This is a genomic window from Streptomyces sp. NPDC048255, assembly GCF_040652415.1.
Classification (GTDB): Bacteria; Actinomycetota; Actinomycetes; order Streptomycetales; family Streptomycetaceae; genus Streptomyces.
In genome coordinates this window covers 20,427-39,675 of record NZ_JBEZMA010000065.1, presented here as the reverse complement: position 1 = coordinate 39,675, position 19,249 = coordinate 20,427, and the positions used below count along the sequence as shown (strand labels likewise).

Annotated in this window: 14 protein-coding genes and 1 pseudogene; 5 read left to right on the top strand and 10 right to left on the bottom strand. The window is 75.0% G+C overall.

From position 1 onward, the window contains the following. Positions 1 to 129 precede the first annotated feature (129 nt). The 3 genes from AB0D94_RS32420 to recA all read right to left on the bottom strand — a co-directional run bounded on the left by AB0D94_RS32420 (position 130) and on the right by recA (position 4,642). Positions 130 to 2,673, bottom strand: coding sequence for an ABC transporter permease (locus AB0D94_RS32420; protein ID WP_362059427.1), 2,544 nt, complete (start codon positions 2,671 to 2,673; stop codon positions 130 to 132). Between the two features lie 271 nt (positions 2,674 to 2,944). Beyond that, complete coding sequence (gene recX / locus AB0D94_RS32415) at positions 2,945 to 3,490, bottom strand: recombination regulator RecX (protein ID WP_362059437.1); 546 nt, start codon at positions 3,488 to 3,490, stop codon at positions 2,945 to 2,947. Positions 3,491 to 3,523: 33 nt separating this feature from the next. Further along, a complete protein-coding gene (gene recA / locus AB0D94_RS32410) occupies positions 3,524 to 4,642 on the bottom strand; it encodes a recombinase RecA (RefSeq protein WP_362059424.1) in 1,119 nt (372 codons plus the stop codon). Between the two features lie 264 nt (positions 4,643 to 4,906). Between recA and AB0D94_RS32405 the strand changes: the two are divergent. Beyond that, positions 4,907 to 5,539: pseudogene (locus AB0D94_RS32405) on the top strand (phosphatase PAP2 family protein); the annotation flags it as partial. 45 nt (positions 5,540 to 5,584) lie between these two features. Here AB0D94_RS32405 and AB0D94_RS32400 read toward each other — a convergent pair. Both AB0D94_RS32400 and AB0D94_RS32395 read right to left on the bottom strand, forming a co-directional pair. Next, positions 5,585 to 6,280, bottom strand: a complete 696-nt coding sequence (locus tag AB0D94_RS32400) for a response regulator transcription factor (protein WP_362059421.1) — start codon at positions 6,278 to 6,280, stop codon at positions 5,585 to 5,587. Beyond that, the gene (locus AB0D94_RS32395; protein WP_362059418.1) at positions 6,277 to 7,875 is read right to left on the bottom strand and encodes a histidine kinase; all 1,599 of its coding nucleotides are present in this window, start codon (positions 7,873 to 7,875) and stop codon (positions 6,277 to 6,279) included. The genes AB0D94_RS32400 and AB0D94_RS32395 overlap by 4 nt, the downstream gene beginning before the upstream one ends. 384 nt (positions 7,876 to 8,259) lie before the next feature. On the opposite strand from AB0D94_RS32395, the gene AB0D94_RS32390 reads away from it, so the two are divergent. After that, complete coding sequence (locus AB0D94_RS32390) at positions 8,260 to 9,039, top strand: hypothetical protein (RefSeq protein WP_362059415.1); 780 nt, start codon at positions 8,260 to 8,262, stop codon at positions 9,037 to 9,039. A 67-nt stretch (positions 9,040 to 9,106) separates the two neighbouring features. Continuing rightward, positions 9,107 to 9,865 carry a Clp protease N-terminal domain-containing protein gene (locus AB0D94_RS32385; RefSeq protein ID WP_362059412.1) on the top strand — a complete coding sequence of 253 codons (759 nt, stop codon included), beginning with the start codon at positions 9,107 to 9,109 and terminating at the stop codon, positions 9,863 to 9,865. Here AB0D94_RS32385 and AB0D94_RS32380 read toward each other — a convergent pair. Together AB0D94_RS32380 and AB0D94_RS32375 are read right to left on the bottom strand one after the other, a co-directional pair. Beyond that, entirely contained in the window at positions 9,816 to 10,907 is a 1,092-nt protein-coding gene (locus AB0D94_RS32380) for an AI-2E family transporter (protein ID WP_362059434.1), read from the bottom strand. The genes AB0D94_RS32385 and AB0D94_RS32380 overlap by 50 nt on opposite strands. 236 nt (positions 10,908 to 11,143) lie before the next feature. Next, on the bottom strand, positions 11,144 to 11,338 hold the full coding sequence (locus tag AB0D94_RS32375) for a DUF3046 domain-containing protein (protein ID WP_030154244.1): 195 nt from the start codon (positions 11,336 to 11,338) through the stop codon (positions 11,144 to 11,146). Positions 11,339 to 11,581: 243 nt separating this feature from the next. On the opposite strand from AB0D94_RS32375, the gene AB0D94_RS32370 reads away from it, so the two are divergent. Next, positions 11,582 to 12,469, top strand: coding sequence for a hypothetical protein (locus AB0D94_RS32370; RefSeq protein WP_362059408.1), 888 nt, complete (start codon positions 11,582 to 11,584; stop codon positions 12,467 to 12,469). Here AB0D94_RS32370 and AB0D94_RS32365 read toward each other — a convergent pair. The 3 genes from AB0D94_RS32365 to AB0D94_RS32355 all read right to left on the bottom strand — a co-directional run bounded on the left by AB0D94_RS32365 (position 12,435) and on the right by AB0D94_RS32355 (position 14,421). Continuing rightward, on the bottom strand, positions 12,435 to 12,746 hold the full coding sequence (locus AB0D94_RS32365; RefSeq protein ID WP_362059405.1) for an AzlD domain-containing protein: 312 nt from the start codon (positions 12,744 to 12,746) through the stop codon (positions 12,435 to 12,437). The two genes, AB0D94_RS32370 and AB0D94_RS32365, sit on opposite strands and share 35 nt — an antisense overlap. Then, positions 12,743 to 13,438, bottom strand: a complete 696-nt coding sequence (locus AB0D94_RS32360) for an AzlC family ABC transporter permease (protein WP_362059431.1) — start codon at positions 13,436 to 13,438, stop codon at positions 12,743 to 12,745. The genes AB0D94_RS32365 and AB0D94_RS32360 overlap by 4 nt, the downstream gene beginning before the upstream one ends. A 140-nt stretch (positions 13,439 to 13,578) precedes the next feature. Continuing rightward, positions 13,579 to 14,421 carry an AraC family transcriptional regulator gene (locus tag AB0D94_RS32355; RefSeq protein ID WP_362059402.1) on the bottom strand — a complete coding sequence of 281 codons (843 nt, stop codon included), beginning with the start codon at positions 14,419 to 14,421 and terminating at the stop codon, positions 13,579 to 13,581. A gap of 80 nt (positions 14,422 to 14,501) precedes the next feature. Here AB0D94_RS32355 and AB0D94_RS32350 point away from each other — a divergent pair, with 80 nt between their 5' ends. Next, the gene (locus tag AB0D94_RS32350) at positions 14,502 to 19,109 is read left to right on the top strand and encodes an ATP-dependent helicase (protein ID WP_362059399.1); all 4,608 of its coding nucleotides are present in this window, start codon (positions 14,502 to 14,504) and stop codon (positions 19,107 to 19,109) included. The last annotated feature ends 140 nt before the right edge of the window (positions 19,110 to 19,249 follow it).

The following is a 19,249-nucleotide window of genomic DNA, read 5'->3' as shown; positions in this document are numbered from 1 at the left end:
GCCCCGCCGGCGTTTGAGGCGCAGGGTCCACATCCAGCCCCGCCGGCGTTTGAGGCGCGGGGGTCCGGGGGCAGCGCCCCCGGCAACCGCACCCCGCACCCCGGCAGGGCAACGGCACCGCCGGGCGCGTCAGCCCTTGGCCGTGGCCACATCCACCGGCGGTACCCGCAGCGCGACCCGCCCCGGGAGGGCAGTGGCCGCCAGGGCGAGCAGCCCGGCCACCCCCACCACCACCGCGTAGGCGACCGGCAGCACCGACGGCGCCGCCACCCCCGTCATGCCCACGCTGAACGCGGTCAGCACGGCCAGCGCGATCCCCGACCCCAGGACGACCCCGATCAGGACCACCGCCAGGGCCTCCGTCCGGAGCATCCGCAGCACCTGCCGCCGCTTGGCCCCGGCCAGCCGCAGCATCGCGAACTCCCGGACCCGCTCGGCGGTCGACATGGCCAGCGTGTTCACCACCGCGACGGCCGTGAAGGCCAGGACCAGTCCCATGGCCAGCAGGTTGATCTCCGCGCCGGCCTCCTGCCGCTTCGCCCGCACCTGGTCGGCGTCCCGCGCGGACAGCACCGTCACGCCGGGGAAGTCCTCCAGCGCCGCGGCCAGCCGCTCCCGCCCGGTGCCCGGCTCCGCCGCCACCAGTACGTTCGCGGCGAGCGGGTTGTCCACGTGCGCGGCCACCAGGCCGTGCGGGAGCGTCAGGTCGCCGAAGCCCAGCCCCCGGGCGTAGACCGCCGCGACCGTGAGGGTGACCGGGGTCCCGTCGCCGAGCGTCAGTTTCAGCGGGCTCCCCGGTGCCAGCCCCAGCTGGTCGGCGGCGACCTCGCTCACCGCCGCGCTGTGTTCCCCGAAGCCGTCCAGGCTCCCGCTCGTCACCGCGGGGTCCCAGGTCCGGGTCAGCCCGGCGGGGGTGACCCCTTGGGCGGAGTACTTCGACAGGCCCACGCGTACGGAGGTCCGTACGACCTCGGTGGCCGCCGTCACCCCCGGCGTGCCTCGCAGGCGTTCGGCGGCCTGGCCCGTGACACCGGGGCCCTGCGCCTCCAGGACCCAGCCGGCCCGGACCCCGTCACGGGCCTGCGCCCGGGCCGCGTCCCCGAGGGTTGGGGTGACGAAGAGCACGGTGCAGGTCATACCGGTCAGCAGGGCGAGCGGGGTCACGGCGGAGGCCATCCGGGTGGCGTTGCCGCGCAGGTTCGCGGTGGCCAGGTGGCCGCCCGTACCCGTCAGCCGGAGCGGACCGGCGAGCAGCGCGGTGGCGCCCCGTACGAGCAGCGGGCCGAGCAGCGAGACCGCCCCGGCCAGGACCACGACGGCCAGGAAGGTGACCGGGGTCGAGGCGGGCTCGGTGCGCAGCGAGGCCAGTACGGCGACCAGCACCGCCCCGGCGGCCAGCAGCAGCAACCCGGTCGCGATCCGGGCCCAGGCGGGCCGGCTCCGTTCGAGGGCCGCTTCGGCGAGCGCCTCGCCCGGGCGGATCCGGGCGATCCGCCGCCCGGTGATCCGCGCGGCGGCCCAGGCTCCGAGCAGGCTCGTCCCGACGGCGGCGAGCATCGGGAAGACGCCTGCGGTGCGTTCCAGGGTGGCGGGGACGACCCCGCTGCCGACGAACCGGCCGTGGAGCCAGGAGGCGAGCGGCAGCCCGGCGGCGGCCCCGGTGACCCCGGCGGCCAGGCCGACGAGCAGGGCCTCCCGGCCGATCATGCGCCGCAGTTGGCGGGGGGTGGCGGCGACGGCGCGCAGCAGGGCGAGTTCGCGGTGGCGCTGCTGGACGGAGAGGGCGAAGGTGCCGACGACCACGAGGATCGCGACGAGCAGCGAGGTACCGCCCATCGCTCCGCCCATGGAGACCAGCTTGATCCGCGCTCCGGCGGCGTCCGGGAACTCCACGGGGCCTCGTTCGTCGCCGACGGCGACCTGCGCGGTCGTGTCCTTGAGGGCCTGGCGGATCCGTCCTGCGAGCTCACGGGGATCGACCCCGGGCCGGGGCAGTACCCCGACGGCGGTGATCCGGCCGTCGCGGGCGGCGAGCCGCCCGGCTTCGGTGTCGCTGAAGAAGAGGGCGCTCTGCTGGACGAGGTCGCCGCGGGCGGCCGTCGCGATCCCGCTGACCCGGTACGTCTTCGGTTCGGCGGTGGCCTGCACGGTGAGCTCGGAGCCGGGCTCCAGTCGCGCGCGGGCGGCCAGGGCCCGGTCGATCACGATCTCGTCGTCGGTCCGGGGCGCGCGGCCCTCGGCAAGGGCGAAGGGGGTGAGGGCGGCGGAGGCCCAGGCGTGTCCGTACGAGGGCTTCGGCTCGCCCGGCAACTTGACCAGGGGCAAGGCCTGGAAGGTGAGTTCGGGCACGGCCTGCTCGACGCCGGGTACGGCGCGGACCGTGTCGGCGGTGGCGGCGGGGAGCCAGGCCCGTTCGGCGACGGGCTTGGCCTTGTGCTTCGTCTTGGTCTTGCCCTTCTTCTCCTTGACCGTGGTCTCGTGGACGTTCTGATCGGCGGAGACGATGACGGGCGCGGCCGCGTACCGCTCGGTGCCGATCTTTCCGCGGAGGCCCGTTTCCAGGAGGGTGCCGCAGGCGGTGACGAGGGCCGCGGCGCACAGGAGCGCCATGAAGGCACCGAGGAAACCGGCTTTGCGGTCCCGGAGGGTCTGAAGGGCGTAACGCAGCATCATGCGGCCAACTCTGCTGCCGGGCGCGCCCGCTGGCACTGGAGTGCCCCGGCGTCCGGCTCCGGGGGTTAGCCCCACCCGGCCACGCCGACGGCCCACCCGGCCACGCCGATCGCCCCACCACGGTCCCACCCGCGGCGCCCCACCGCGGTCCCACCGACGGCCGAGCCACGCCCCCATCGGCGGCCCCGCCGCCGGCCTGCCGACGGCCCGTCAGGCCTGGGTGCCCGGCCGGGTGCTCCGGCCCGGCGGCTCCGGCCGGGGCCGGTGGCCGTCACTCCCCCGGGTACCCCAGGCCGTCTGCCGCGTCTTCGTCGCCCTCCGCCTCCAGCGCGCGGCGGACCACCCGCAGGGCCATGCCTTCCGGGTACCCCTTGCGGGCGAGCATCCCGGCGAGGCGCCGGATCCGCTTGTCCCGCTCCAGGCCCCGGGTGGAGCGGAGCTTGCGCTCGACGAGCTCCCGGGCGGTCTGCTCCTCCTGCTCGGAATCCAGCAGCCCCAGGGCCTCCTCCACGAGGGTGGCGTGCACGCCCTTGGTCCGCAGCTCCTGCGCGAGCGCCCGGCGGGCCAGGCCCCGGCCGCGGTGCCGGGACTCGACCCAGGCCCCGGCGAAAGCGGCGTCGTCGATCAGGCCCACCTCCTCGTACCGGGAGAGGACCTGCTGCGACACCTCCTCGGGGATGCCCCGCTTGTGCAGGGCGTCCGCGAGCTGGCGCCGGGTGCGCGGGCTCCCGGTGAGCAGGCGCAGGCAGATCGCCCGCGCCTGCTCTTCGGGGCTCTGGGGCGGCAGTTCCTGGCGGCCCTCGCGGCCACCGGGAATCTCACCACCGCCCCTTTCCTGCTCCCGCACGGGTCAGCTCTTGGCCACGGCGGCCTTGGCCGTCGTCTTGGCCTTCGACGCCGGGGCGGGCACGGCGGCGGCCGTGGCGTCGGGCGCTGCGGCACCGGCCTCGGTGGTGGCCGTCTCGGCGTCCTTGCGGACCCCCACGCCCAGCTTCTCCTTGATCTTCCGCTCGATCTCGTCGGAGAGGGCAGGGTTGTCGCAGAGGAACTTCCGCGCGTTCTCCTTGCCCTGGCCGAGCTGGTCGCCCTCGTACGTGTACCAGGCACCGGCCTTGCGCACGAAGCCGTGCTCGACGCCCATGTCGATCAGACCGCCCTCGCGGCTGATGCCGTGGCCGTAGAGGATGTCGAACTCGGCCTGCTTGAACGGCGGCGCGACCTTGTTCTTGACGACCTTGACGCGGGTACGGTTGCCGACCGCGTCCGTACCGTCCTTGAGGGTCTCGATACGGCGGATGTCGAGACGCACGGAGGCGTAGAACTTCAGCGCGCGGCCACCGGTGGTGGTCTCGGGCGAGCCGAACATCACGCCGATCTTCTCGCGCAGCTGGTTGATGAAGATCGCGGTGGTCTTGGACTGGTTGAGCGCACCGGTGATCTTCCGGAGCGCCTGGCTCATCAGACGGGCCTGGAGACCCACGTGCGAGTCACCCATCTCGCCCTCGATCTCCGCACGCGGGACCAGGGCCGCCACGGAGTCGATGACGATCAGGTCGAGGGCACCGGAGCGGACGAGCATGTCCACGATCTCCAGCGCCTGCTCGCCGGTGTCCGGCTGGGACAGGATGAGGTTGTCGGTGTCCACGCCGAGGGCCTTGGCGTACTCGGGGTCGAGCGCGTGCTCGGCGTCCACGAAGGCGACGGTGCCGCCGGCCTTCTGTGCGTTGGCCACGGCGTGCAGGGTCAGGGTCGTCTTACCGGAGGACTCCGGTCCGTACACCTCGATGACACGGCCGCGGGGCAGCCCGCCGACGCCGAGGGCGATGTCCAGCGCGGTCGACCCGGTGGGGATGACCTCGATGGGGTCGTTCGGCTTGTCGCCGAGGCGCATGACCGCACCCTTGCCGAATTGCCGTTCAATCTGTGCGAGCGCGGCGTCGAGAGCCTTCTCGCGGTCGGTGCCTGCCATGGGTTCCACCCGGTTTGCTTGAGTCGATCGCTTCACGCCATTGACGCTAATGCCTGCCACTGACAATGCGCCTCCACGACCGGTTCGGCTGTGGATAACTCATCAGAATGGATGTTCGATTTCCCTGTCAAGCGCGCCACGCCAGAACCCCCTCGGCCCGTGCTGCGCCCCCGCGCCGGCGTCCGTCAACCCTGACGATCGTCGGGGTGGCGGGCCGCCCTTCGGCCGGGGTGCCCGGGCCGTGGCGTTCCTAGCGTCGGCGCCATGGAATCGATCGAGCGAAACGGGTGGGGCCGCCGGCTGCCGGCGGCGGTGGTGTCAGCCGGGGCGGGGGCAGCGACCGTGGTCTGGCTGGCGCCCGGCGGGACCCTGGGGACGAACGAGCCGGCGCAGGTCACCGCAGGCCTGTCGGTACGGGCCTACCGCGCGCTGACCGGGAGCGTGGCGGACGGGCCGGCGTGGGCCGGGGCCGTCCTGGAGGCGGCGAGCGAGGGCACGCTGCTGCTCCTGGGCCTGCTGCTGGTCTGGGCCGGCTGGACCGCGCTGCGCCGCCGGGACGCGCCGGGCCTGGCCGGGGTGGCGGTGGCCGCCGCCGGGACCGTGCTCGCGTACGGGCTCAGCGAGGCGGTCAAGCTCCTCGTCGACGAGGAGCGTCCCTGCCGGGCCCTGCCGGGGGTGCTGCCCGTGGCGCCGTGTCCCGCCGCGGGCGACTGGTCGTTCCCCAGCAACCACGCCACCCTCGCCGTCGCGCTCGCGGTCGGCGTGACCCTGGTACGGCCCCGGCTGGCCGCCCTGGCCCTGCCGGTGGCCGGGGCCGCGGCGCTGCTGCGGGTGCTGGTCGGGGTGCACTACCCGCACGACGTCCTCGCGGGCGCGGCGCTCGCCGCCGCGGCCGTGGTGACCGTACGGCTCCTCGTCCTGCCGCTCGCGGTGCGCGGGGCGTCAGCGCTCCTCGTACGGCGGCCGGCCGGACACCGCCGGGACCACGCCGGCCTCGTGCGCGACGACGGCCGCCGCGGCCCGGTTGTCGACGCCGAGGCGGGCGAGGATGGAGCTCACGTGGGCCTTCACCGTGCCCTCCGCCAGGCTCAGGCGGCGCGCGATCTGCCCGTTGGAAAGGCCGCTGCCGAGGAACGCGAGCACCTCCCGCTCCCGGGCGGTCAGGGTGTCGACGCGGGCGCGGGCGGCGGAGCGGCGGCCGGCCCGGGCTCCCGCGCCGCCGGCGGCGAGGTGCGCGACGACGCGGGCCGCTACCTTCGGTGACAAGTAAGCAGCGCCTTCGGCCACCGCCCGGACCCCGGCGGTCAGCTCCTCCGGCTCGCCGGATTTGATCAGGAAGCCGGTGGCCCCTTCGCCGAGGGCGCGCAGGATGTACTCGTCCTCGCCGAAGGTCGTCAGCATCACGACTCCCGTGCCGGGTACGGTCCTTCGTATCTCGGCGGCGGCTTCGATGCCGTCCGTCCCCGGCATCCGGATGTCCAGGACGGCCACGTGCGGACGGTGGCGCTGGACCAGCTCCACCGCCTGGCGGCCGTCGGCGGCCTCGGCGACGACGGTGAGGCCGGGGTCGGTGGCGAGGACCGCGCGGACGCCCGCGCGGATCATGGGCTCGTCGTCGGCGATCAGGATCCGGATCATCGGACGTCCTTCCCGGTGAAGTTGTCGGCCGAGACCAGGCGGCCGGCGCGGAAGCAGAGACGGTAGAGGTCGCCCGAGCGGTCGTCGAACGGGTCGGCGGTCTGTACGTAGAACTCGCAGGCCGTGTCCGGCGGTACGGGTGTGGGCGCGGCCGGCCGGCGGGTCGTCTGGCGCTCGGGCAGGTACGGCGCCACGTCCGCGCGGGTCTGCCCGAGGCGCAGTCCGGCGTAGTCCCGCGGGTCGAGGACCGACTGCCGTGCCGTGACGGTGTCCCACAGCCGGATCCCGCCGATGAGCAGCGCGGCGGTGCACAGCGGCACCAGCACGGCCGCGGTGGCGGTGCGTCCCAGCCTGCGGCGGGCCCTGCGGTGCTCGGCGGGCAGTGTCGCGCCCGGGCCGTCGGGGCCGTCGGGGCCGTCGGGCTGCGGGGAGGCCGCTCCGGCGCGGTGCGGGAGGGTGGCCCGGACGGCGAAGCCGCGGCCTTCGGGGCCCGCCGCGAAGGAGCCGCCGGCCAGCCGGACGCGTTCGTCCAGGCCGATGAGCCCGAAGCCGTGGCCCTCACCGGGGGCGGCAGGCACGAGCGCCCCGGCCCCGGGCGCGGGCGATACGGGCGGCGCGGCCTGGAGCCGGCCGGCCGCAGCCGTGACCGCAGTCGTGGCCACAGCCATAGCCGCAGTCGTGGCCGCGGACGCGGCGCCGGGCACCGGCTCGTCGGTCACGCTGACCTCGGTCCGCTCCTGCCCGTGCCGCACGAGGACGGTCGCCCGCTGCCCCGGCGCGTGCTTGGCGAGGTTCGTCAACGCCTCCTGGACGACGCGGTGCACGGCCCGCTCGACGGCCCTCGGCGCGACGTCCGGCGCGGGCTCCGGCGCGTCACCGCCCGCCGCCGCTACGCCCTCCACCCGCAGCCGGACGTCGAGCCCCGCCGCGGCCGCCCGGTCCACCATGCCCTGGAGTCCGGTGAATCCGGCCCCGGCCCCGCCCCCGGCGGGATCCGCGGGCTCGCGCAGCACGCCGATCACCTCGCCGAGCCGGTCCACGGCTGCCCCCGCCCTGGCGCGGATGTCCTGTGCGGCGGCCCGGTGCTCCTCGGGGAGGCCGGGGGCCAGCTTCAGCGCTCCCGCCGACAGGGCGATGAGGCTGAGGTCGTGGCCGAGCAGGTCGTGCATGTCCTGTGCGATCCGGGTCCGTTCGCGCAGCCGGGCCTGTTCCGCGACCAGCCGCTGCTCGCGCTCCAGCCGCCCGGCCCGCTCCCAGCCGGCCCGCACCAGTTCGCGGTACTGGCGCAGGAAGCGGCCCGCGAACCACGGCAGCATCGCCGCCACGAGCAGCAGCCCCACGAACCGGCTCGCCCACCCCAGCCACGCTGGCACCAGGAGCACGGCCACCACGGCGGCCACGAGTACGGCGGCCAGGGCCGCGGCCGTACTCCGGTTGCGCCCCGGCCGGCTCCCCGCGAGGAAGGCGCAGACCGCCGCCGGAACGCCCCACCACAGGGTGGCGACGCCCGTGCAAGCGGCGGCCACCGCTCCGGCGAACAGGCCCGCGGACAGCACCGGGCCCGGCACCCGGGCCTTCATGATCACTGATCTCACGGACGCGACCCTACGGAAGCCGGCCGCCCCGCGGCACTGTCGAAAGTCCACTGGTGCAGCGACCCGGCGAACTCCCGGAGGCCCCGCACCACCGCGGGCGACGGCCTCTCCGGGCCACGTACCCCTGCGGGCGACGGCGAGCGGCCCGCCCTCAGTCGTCGGCACCCCCGTGTCCGTCGGCCGCCCCCGTGTCCGTCGGCCGCCTCCGCGTCCCACCGGCCCGGCCCTTCCACCGGGCCCTCGCCCGCACCGCCCTGCCGCGCCGTGCGGTCGGCCGCCTCGCCCTGTCGGCATCCCGCCCGGTCCGGGGCACCCCCACCCGCGGCCGGCCGTCCGGCAGCCCGCACAATCATGGCTACGGCACGATGCAGGGGGACACAGGACATGAACAGACGCACGGCGACGGCCGCGCTCATCGGTGCGGCGCTGGTCGCGGGCACCACGGCATGCGGCGGCAGCGGCACGGGCACCGCGGGCAAGGCCGCGGCCTCCGCGAGCCAGAGCCCGGGCGGCGCGAGCCAGAGCCCGGCCACGAGCCAGAGCCCGGCCGCCGACCCGAGCCCGGCCGGCCCGCCGGGACCGACCGTGGAGCAGCTCAAGACCTTCGCGCTCGCGCCGGGCGACAAGGCCGGGCAGTACGAGGCCGCGGAGCCGCTGCTCGACGAGCCGATGAGCGAGATGTACGAGGCCACGCCCGCGGCGTGCGGCCCGCTCAGCACCCTCGGCAAGGCCGGCCACACGGCCCAGGCCTACGTCAAGACGGACGTGCCCGGCGAATGGCAGACCGTCGACACGGAGATCCTGCTGCGCTCCTACGCGGGCGGCGGCGCGGCCGCGGCGATGAAGTCCCTGGCCGAGGCGGGCAAGCAGTGCGGCGGCGGTTACACCGAGGACCGCGCCCTCGTGGAGGCGAAGGTCCTCAAGGTGGAGCCGGTCAAGGCTCCCGCGCTCGGCGACGAGGCCCTGTCGTACCGGATCGTGGTGCAGGACGTGAAGGACAAGGACACGTCGCTGTACAAGTACCTGACGGTGATCCGCTCCGGGTCGGTGACCCTCTCCTTCAAGTCGGACATCATCGACATCAAGGACTTCGGCGGGGTGCCGACCGAGGTGGTCACGGCCCAGTGGGAGAAGTTCGCGAAGGCCTCCGGCGCGGCCTCGTAGAAGCGGCGCACATCGAGTGACAACCCAAGGTTGACAGTCATCCGACTGTCAACCTACGGTTGCACCCATGACGAACCCTTCGGTGGAACCCGTTCGCATGACCAATCCGGTACGCCTCGACGACCTCATCGAGGCCATCAAGAAGGTCCACACCGACACCCTGGAGCAGCTCAGCGGCGCCGTCGTCGCCGCCGAGGCCCTCGGCGACGTGGCCGACCACCTCATCGGCCACTTCGTCGACCAGGCCCGCCGCTCCGGCGCCTCCTGGACCGACATCGGCCGCAGCATGGGCGTCACCCGCCAGGCCGCCCAGAAGCGCTTCGTCCCCAAGGCCGACAAGGAGGGCGACGCCGGCCTCGACCCCAACCAGGGCTTCGGCCGGTTCACCCCCCGCGCCCGCAACGGGGTCGTGGTCGCGCAGAACGAGGCCCGCGCCGCCGGCAACACCGAGATCCGCACCGAGCACCTGGTCCTCGGCCTGCTCGCCGAGCCCGAGGGCCTCGCGGCGCTCGCCCTGAGCGCCCAGGGGGTCGCGGCCGACACCGTACGCGCCGCGGCGACCGCCACCCTGCCCCCGGCAGTGGCGGACGTCCCCGACCTGATCCCCTTCGACGCCTCGGCGAAGAAGGTCCTGGAGCTCACCTTCCGCGAAGCCCTGCGCCTCGGCCACGGCTACGTGGGCACGGAGCACCTCCTCCTCGCACTCCTGGAGCAGGAGCACGGCGAGGGCCTGCTGACCGGCCTCGGTGTGGACAAGGCCGCCGTCGAGGCGACCGTCACCGAAGCCCTGGCAGCCGTACTCGGCGGCGAGGCCGCCGGGAAGTAGAGGCGTCGGCGTCCCTCGTCAGCTCGTACCGCTTCACGTACGCGCCGAGGAACGCCTGGAGGGTGGCCACGGCCGGGATCGCGATCAGCGCCCCGACCGCGCCCAGCAGGGCGGTGCCCGCGACGACCGAGCCGAAGGCCACCGCGGGATGGATGTCCACGGTCTTCGAGGTCAGCTTGGGCTGGAGGACGTAGTTCTCGAACTGCTGGTAGACCACCACGAATCCGAGCACGTACAGCGCGTACCAGGGACTGACCGTGAAGGCGATCAGCATCGGCAGCGCGCCCGCGAGATAGGTGCCGATGGTGGGGATGAACTGGGAGACCAGTCCCACCCACACCGCGAGCGCGGGCGCGTACGGCACGCCGAGGACCGCCAGCAGGATGTAGTGCGCGACCCCGGAGATCAGCGCCATCAGCCCGCGTGAGTAGAGGTAGCCGCCCGTCTTGGCGACGGCGATCTCCCAGGCGCGCAGCACCTCGGCCTGCTTCGCGGGCGGCAGTACGGAGCACAGCGCGCGCCGCAGCCGCGGTCCGTCGGCGGCGAAGTAGAAGGAGAACAGCCCGATCGTCAGCAGCTTGAACAGTCCGCCGAGCACGGTGGCGGACACGTCGAGCACACCGGTCGCGCTGTTCTGCACGTACTTCCGCAGCCAGTCGGAGCGCAGCAGGCTGTCCTGGATCTCCAGCCGGGACAGCTCGGTGCGGAAGGTCGAGTTGATCGAGTTGATCACCGAGTCGAGGTAGCGCGGGAAGCCCTCGACCATGTCGATGATCTGCCCGGCGAGCATCGAGCCCAGCAGGGTGAGGAAGCCGGCGGCGAAGACGAACACCCCGAGGAACATCAGGAAGGTGGCGAGCCCGCGGCGCATGCCGCGGGCCGCCATCCGGGACACCGCGGGTTCGATCGCGAGCGCGAGGAAGAACGCGATCAGGACGTTGACGAGCAGTCCGATGAGCTGGTGGAAGGCCCAGCTGCCGAGCTGGAAGCAGGCGACGAGGGCCAGTACGAGGATCACGGCGCGCGGCAGCCAGCGCGGCATCCGCGCCTCCGCCACCGGCGGGGCGCCCCCGGCGGGCGGACCTCCCGGAGCGGGACCGCCGGGCCGGGCCGGGTCGGCCGGCCATGAGGGCGTCGTCCCCGGGACGTTCTCGGGCGGGTCGGTCGTCTCGTCAGTGGCTGCCACGCGGCCAAGTCTGGCTCACCCGCCGCCCGTACGGCGAAGCGGCCTCCGACGGAACCCGCCACCGCACCCGCGTACCGGCGCGGCGCGGCGCGTCAGCGCAGTGAGGCCGGCACGTCCATCGCCGAACACACCGCGCGCCAGACGTCCTTGGCCTCCCAGCCCGCGTCCAGCGCCTGGTGGACGGTGCGCCCGCCCAGCTCCGTCATGACGTGGTCCCGCGCGAAGGAGTCCGCGTAGCCCGCACCGAAGTGCTCCGCCATCCGCTCCCAGAAAATCGTCAACCGCATGCCTCCAGTATCCCGCCCCGGAGAGTGCACCCGCCCCGTTCGCCCTCCGGCGGCGCACCACGGCGTCCTACGGTTTCTCGCATGCCTGGAGACGAAGCTCCCCCGCCGGCCCCAGCGGCACCGCGGACCCCACCGGCACCGCTGGCACCGTCGGCATGTCCGGCACCGTCAGCACCGCCGGCACCGTCGGCGCCACCCGCGCCCCTGGCCCGCGCGGAACAGTTCATCTGGCTCACGGCCCGCGTGCTGGAGCAGCGCCGCTTCGCGTTCCACTTCCTCGGCGGGGACGCCGACGCGGTGGACACCGCCCTCGGCTCGTACCTCAACGGCGACGGGGGCTACGGGCACGCGCTCGACCCGGATCTGCGCGGTCCGCTCAGCCAGCCCCTGCACACCGCGCACGCCCTGCGGGTGCTGGACGGCCTGGGCCGCTGCGCCGGGCAGCGCATCGAGAGGCTCTGCCGCCACCTGACCCGGGTCTCCACCCCGGACGGCGCGCTCCCGGTGCTCTCCCCGTCCCCCCGCGGCTACCCCTCGGCCCCCTACCACCCGGTCCACGACGACCCGCCGGGCGAGCTGCTGACCACGGGCCCGGTCGTCGGGCTGCTGCACCGCAACCGGATCTGGCACGCCTGGCTGTTCCGGGCCACGGACTTCTGCTGGGAGCGGGTCGAGACGCTGCGCCACTCCCATCCGTACGAGATCCAGAGCGCGGTGGCCTTCCTCGACGGCGCCCCGGACCGGGCCCGGGCGGCGGCGGCCGCGGACCGGCTGGGGCGCCTGGTGCGCGAGCAGCGGCTGGTGGTGCTCGATCCGGGGCGGCGGGGCGACCATCCGCCCTACCCCGGCCACGCGCCGGACGAGCACCTGTTCCCGCACGACTTCGCGCGCCGGCCCGAGTCCCTGGCCCGCAGCTGGTTCACCGACGCGGAGCTGGACCGCTCGCTGGACTTCCTCACCGCGCAGCAGCAGCCGGACGGCGGCTGGCCGGTGCACCGCCGCGCCTGGGCCCCCGGCAGTTTCCTGGAGCGGCGGCCCATCGCCACGGTCGAGGCGCTGCTGACCCTGCGGGCGTACGGGCGGCTGCCGGCTCCGGTCAGCCGCCCGCCAGGGCCCGTACACCCGCGGTGACCAGCACGGCCGCGGCGACGACCACCAGGAAGGGGGCGCGCAGCAGCAGCGCGAGCCCGGCGGCGGCCAGTCCGGCGGCGCGGGCGTCGAGCACGAGCTCGTTCCCGGTGCTGAAGGTCTGCTGCGCGGTGAGCGCGGCGAGCAGTGCGACGGGCAGCAGGGCGGCCAGCCTGCGCACCACCGGCCGTTCCAGGGCCCCGGCGGGGACGAGCAGCCCGGCGAGTTTGACGGCGTAGCAGCCGACGACGGTGAGCCCGATGGCGATCCAGACGTTCACGAGCGGCGTCCCTTCATCCACAGCACGGCGGGCGCGGCCAGCGCGGCGATCAGCACCGGCACCCCGGCGGGCAGCACGGGCAGCAGTCCCAGCCCCAGGACGAGCGCGAGGGCGGCGACGGCCCGCTCGGTGGAGCTCTTGAGCATGGGCGCGAGCAGGGCCAGGAACACGGCCGGCCCGGCGGCGTCCAGCCCCCACACCCGGGTGTCCCCGATGGCCTCGGCGCCGAGGGCGCCCAGCAGGGTGGTGAGGTTCCACAGCACGTAGAGGGTCAGCCCGGTGACGGCGAACCCGAGCCGGGCCGACTTGCGGCCGGGCTGGGCCAGCGCCACGGCGGTGGTCTCGTCGATCACCCAGTGCGCGGCGAAGGGCCGGACGGCCCGGGGCAGGGCGAGGAGCTGGGACAGCCGCAGCCCGTAGAAGGCGTTGCGGGTGCCGAGGAAGAAGGCCCCGGCAGCGGCGGTGAACGGGTTCCCGCCCGCCGCCAGCGCTCCGACCAGTGCGAACTGCGAGGCGCCGGTGAAGACGAGCAGGCTGAGCACGCAGGCCTGGAGGGTGCTGATCCCGGCCCCGGCGGCGGTCACCCCGAAGGCGAACCCGGAGAGCCCGACGGCCACCCCCACCCCGAGCGCGTCCCGCACCACGGCGGCGCGCGGCCGCTCCTCGGCGACCCCCTCGGGGGTCTCCTCCATCACTGTCCGTTGTTCTCCCACGCCCCGAACGTACGCAGGGAGGGACGGCCGGGTCTTGTACGTTCTTGCACCCCGGCCGGCCCACGGCTCAGCCCCGACCCCGCACCGGCTCCCCGAGCAGCCGGTTCCATGGCCGGGAGCTAGCCGGCGGCCCGTTCCCGCCGGTACGCGCCCGGCGGGACGCCCACGATGCGGGTGAAGTGCCGGTTGAGGTGCGGCTGGTCGGTGAAGCCGACGGCGACGGCCGCCTCCGCGGGCGGGTTCCCCGCGTCCAGCAGCCGGCGCGCCCGCCGGACCCGGGCGTCGGTGAGCCAGGTGTGCGGCGGCATCCCGTACCGGTCCCGGAAGGCCCGCAGCAGGGCGAAGGGGCTCGTGCCCAGCTCGGCCGCCAGCTGCTCCAGCGACGGCGGGTCCGCCATCCGCTCCTCCAGCACCGCCTTGGCCCGTGCGGCGTCGGCGGCCCCCGCCGAGCCCGCCGGCCGGGCGGGCAGCGGGCCCGCGTGCCGGCTGAGCATCCGCGCGACCACCCCGCGCAGCAGGGTGTCGGCGGCCAGCGCGTTCCCGGCCTCGGCGGCCCGGTGCACCTCGGTGATCACCTGTGAGGCCTGCGGGTCGGTGACCAGGTCGGTGGTGAAGCCGGGGGTCCCGCGCAGGGTGCCGATCTCGGCGGCGACCTCGGTGATCAGGTCGCGGGAGGGGTAGAGGGTGGCGTACGCCCAGCCCTCGGGCACCCCGGCCCGGGCGCTGTGCGGCACCTCGGGGTTGATCAGGACCACGCTGCCCGGCCCGGCGCGCAGGGTGCCGTCCGGCAGGCCGACCTCCTCGATCCCCCCGGTGACGGCCGCGAGGACGTACCCGTCGTGCGCGTGGCGCGGGAAGGTGTGGCGGACGTAGCGGGCGCGCAGCAGGTCGAGGCCGGGCAGTTCCGCGTACTGCCAGTGCCGGGCCCACTCCCCGCTCCGGCTCCTGCCGTCCGTGCCCATCCCCCCATTCTGCGCCCCCGGCGGGAGCGGTGTTCGCGCAGGTCCGGCCCGTTGTCAGCGCCGGGGTGCACGATGGGGGCATGGCCGGCTCCGCGCTCGACTCGTTCTCCCCCGCGACCCGCTCCTGGTTCACGGGGGCCTTCCGTATGCCCACCTCCGCGCAGGAGGGCGCCTGGCGGGCCATCGGGGAGGGCTCGGACGTGCTCGTCGTGGCGCCCACCGGCTCCGGCAAGACCCTCGCGGCCTTCCTCGCCGCGCTGGACGCGCTGTCCTCCACGCCGCCGCCCGCCGATCCGAAGAAGCGCTGCCGGGTGCTGTACGTGTCCCCGCTGAAGGCTCTCGCGGTGGACGTGGAGCGCAATCTGCGCAGCCCCCTGACCGGGATCCGGCAGGAGTCGGTCCGCCTCGGCCTGCCCGAGCCGGAGATCCGGGTCGGGATCCGCTCCGGGGACACCCCGCCCGCGGAGCGCCGGTCGCTGGCGACCCGCCCGCCGGACATCCTGATCACGACGCCCGAGTCGCTGTTCCTGATGCTGACCTCGGCGGCCCGCGACGCCCTGGCCGGGATCGAGACGGTGATCCTGGACGAGGTGCACGCGGTCGCGGGGACCAAGCGCGGGGCGCACCTGGCCCTCTCCCTGGAGCGGCTGGACGAGCTGCTGCCGCGTCCCGCGCGCCGGATCGGCCTGTCGGCGACGGTCCGGCCGGTGGACGAGGTGGCCCGGTACCTCGCACCGCGCGGCAAGGTGGAGATCGTCCAGCCGCCGTCGACAAAGGAGTTCGACCTGTCGGTGGTCGTCCCGGTGCAGGACATGGGCGAGTTGGGGGGTTCTCCGGCGAGCGAGGGCAAGGAGGGCGGGGACAAGCCGTCGATCTGGCCGCATGTGGAGGAGCGGATCGCCGATCTGGTGCAGGCCCACCGCTCCACGATCGTGTTCGCCAACTCCCGGCGGCTCGCCGAGCGGCTCTGCAACCGGCTCAACGAGATCGCGTACGAGCGTGCCGTGGGCGAGAAGCTGCCCGAGGGCGCGCCCCCGGCCGAGATCATGGCCCAGTCGGGGGCCGCGCAGGGCGCCCCGCCGCTGCTGGCCCGCGCCCACCACGGTTCGGTGTCGAAGGAGCAGCGGGCCCTCGTGGAGGAGGACCTGAAGGCGGGCCGGCTGCCCGCCGTGGTCGCCACCTCCAGCCTGGAACTGGGCATCGACATGGGCGCGGTGGACCTGGTGGTGCAGGTGGAGTCCCCGCCCTCGGTGGCCTCCGGGCTCCAGCGGGTGGGCCGGGCCGGGCACCAGGTGGGCGCCGTCTCCCGGGGTGTGGTCTTCCCCAAGTACCGCGGTGACCTGGTGCAGGCGGCCGTGGTCACCGAGCGGATGCGGACGGGTTCGATCGAGTCCCTGCGGATCCCCTCGAACCCGTTGGACGTCCTCGCGCAGCAGCTGGTCGCCATGACGGCGATGGACACCTGGCAGCTGGACGACCTCCTCGCGCTGGTCCGCCGGGCCGCGCCCTTCGCGGCGCTGCCGGAATCGGCGTTCACCGCGGTCCTGGACATGCTGGCGGGCCGCTATCCGTCGGACGCGTTCGCCGAGCTCAGACCGCGGGTGGTCTGGGACCGCGTGGCCGGCACGGTCACCGGCCGGCCGGGGGCGCAGCGGCTGGCGGTCACCTCCGGCGGCACCATCCCGGACCGCGGGCTCTTCGGCGTCTTCCTGGCCGGCTCCACTGCGTCTGATGAAAAGAGGGGGAAGAAGGGCGGCGGCCGGGTCGGGGAGCTGGACGAGGAGATGGTCTACGAGTCGCGCGTCGGGGACGTGTTCACCCTCGGCACCACCTCGTGGCGCATCGAGGACATCACCCGCGACCAGGTCCTGGTCACCCCGGCCCCCGGGGTGCCGGGGCGGCTGCCGTTCTGGAAGGGCGACCAGCTGGGCCGCCCGCTCGAACTGGGCCGCGCGGTGGGCGCGTTCCTGCGCGAGCTGGGCGGCCTGACCGACGAGGACGCCCGGCTGCGGCTGCTGGCGGCCGGGCTGGACGCCTGGGCCGCGGAGAACGTCCTGGCGTACCTGGCCGAGCAGCGCGAGGCCTGCGGCCACGTGCCGGACGACCGGACCATCGTGGTGGAGCGGTTCCGCGACGAGCTCGGGGACTGGCGGGTCGTCGTCCACTCCCCCTTCGGCGCGCAGGTGCACGCGCCGTGGGCGCTGGCGCTGGGCGCCCGCCTCGCCGAGAAGTACGGCATGGACGCGCAGGTGATGCACGCCGACGACGGCATCGTGCTCCGCCTGCCGGACGCGGACCTGCTCTCCTTCGACCTCCTGGACCACGACCCGGCCGGCCCGGCGCCGTTCGAGTTCGACGACGAACAGGCCCCGCTGGGCGCGGCCGACGTCACCTTCGACCACGGGGACGTCCAGCAGATCGTCACCGACCAGGTCGGCGGGTCCGCGCTCTTCGCCTCCCGCTTCCGCGAATGCGCGGCCCGCGCGCTGCTGCTGCCGCGCCGCAGCCCGGGCAAGCGCACCCCGCTGTGGCAGCAGCGCCAGCGGGCGTCCCAACTGCTCCAGGTGGCCTCGGAGTTCGGTTCGTTCCCGATCGTGCTGGAAGCCGTACGCGAATGCCTCCAGGACGTCTTCGACGTCCCCGGCCTCACCGAGCTGATGGGTGACATCGAGGCGCGCCGCGTCCGCCTGGTCGAGGTCACCACCCCGGAGCCCTCGCCCTTCGCCCGGTCCCTCCTCTTCGGCTACGTCGCCCAGTTCCTCTACGAGGGCGACTCGCCCCTGGCCGAGCGCCGGGCGGCCGCGCTCTCGCTGGACTCCCGGCTGCTGGCCGAGCTGCTCGGCCAGGCGGAGCTGCGCGAACTGCTCGACGCGCAGGTGCTGGAGGAGCTGGAGCGGGAACTGCAGTGGCTCACCGAGGACCGGCGGGCCAAGGACCCCGAGTCGGTGGCCGACCTGCTGCGCCTGCTGGGCCCCCTGACCGAGGCCGAGCTGACCGGGCGCGGGGCGGACCCGGCGTGGGCGGCGGAGCTCGGCGCGGCCCGCCGGGCCGTCCGGGTCCGGATCGCCGGCGCGGACCACTGGGCGGCGATCGAGGACGCGGGCCGGCTGCGGGACGCACTGGGCACGGCCCTGCCGGTCGGTGTCCCGGAGGCGTTCACCGAACCGGTCAAGGATCCGCTGGGCGACCTCCTGGCCCGGTACGCCCGCACGCACGGACCGTTCACCACGGCCGCCGTCGCCGCCCGCTTCGGCCTGGGCGCGGCAGTCACCGAGGGCGCCCTGCACCGGCTCGCGGCGGCCGGGCGGGTGGTCCAGGGCGAGTTCCATCCGGCCGGCATCGGCCAGGAGTGGTGCGACGCGCAGGTGCTGCGCAGGCTCCGCCGCCGCTCCCTGGCCGCGCTCCGGCAGGAGCTGGAGCCGGTCCCGCCGACCTCCTTGGCCACCTTCCTGCCGCAGTGGCAGCACCTGGGCGGGGCCCTGCGCGGGATCGACGGCCTGGCCCGGGCGGTCGAACAGCTCCAGGGCGCCCCGGTCCCGGCCTCCGCGCTGGAGCGCCTGGTCCTGCCCTCGCGCGTGAGCGGCTACTCCCCCGCCCTGCTGGACGAGCTGACCACGAGCGGCGAGGTGGTGTGGGCGGGCGCCGGGGCCCTGCCGGGCAAGGACGGCTGGGTCTCCCTCTATCTGGCGGAGGCCGCGCCCCTGCTGCTGCCCCCGCCGCACCCCCTGGAGCTGGGCCCCCTGCACCAGGCGGTCCTGGACTCCCTCGCGGGCGGGTACGGCCTGTTCTTCCGGCAGATCACCGAATCGGTGCGCGCCGGCCATCCGGAGGCGACCGACCTGGACCTGTCCTCGGTGCTCTGGGACCTCGCCTGGTCGGGCCGCCTGACGAACGACACCCTGGGCCCGCTGCGCTCCCTGCTCGGTTCGGGCCGCACCGCGGGGTCGACCGCCCACCGGGCCCGGCGCACCGTCCCCCGCGGCCGGTACGGCACCCTCAGCGCGACCGTGTCCCGTACCGGCCCGCCCACGGTCTCGGGCCGCTGGTCGCTGCTGCCCTCCCAGGCCCCGGACCCGACGCACCGGGCCCACGCCCTGGCCCGTACCCTGCTGGACCGGCACGGGGTGGTCACCCGGGGCGCGGTCGCGGCGGAGGGCGTCGAAGGCGGCTTCAGCGCCGTCTACCGGGTCCTGTCCGCCTTCGAGGACAGCGGCCAGGCCCGGCGCGGGTACGTGGTCGAGGGGCTGGGGGCGGCCCAGTTCGCGATGGACGGCGCCGTGGACCGGCTCCGGGCCGCCGAGCGGACCCCGCCCCCGCTGGTGGCGGTGGTGCTGGCCGCTGCCGATCCGGCGAACGCGTACGGCGCGGCCCTGCCCTGGCCGGAGCCGCCGGAGGGGGCCACCCACAAGCCGGGCCGCAAGGCGGGCTCGCTGGTGGTCCTGGTGGACGGGGAGCTCACCGTGTACCTGGAGCGGGGCGGGAAGACCCTCCTCGCCTGGCCCCCGCCCGACGACCCCCGCCTGGGCGCGGCCGTCGCGGCCCTGGCGGCCGCTTCCCGCGCGGGCACCCTGCCCGCGCTCACGGTGGAGCGGATCAACACCGCCGCGGCCCTGACCTCCCCCCTGGGCCCCGCCCTGGAGGCGGCGGGCTTCCACGCCACCCCCAGGGGCCTGCGCCTGCGCTCCTGAGGGCCGGAGGCGGTCGCGCCCGTTCCACTTATGTCTTGGCCATGTCACAGACCTCTTGGACCTGTCACAGAACGGCTGCCGACCCATCCCCGTGCTGGCCGGGGCCCTTATCCATCCCTTATCAAGATGATCACAGGCAT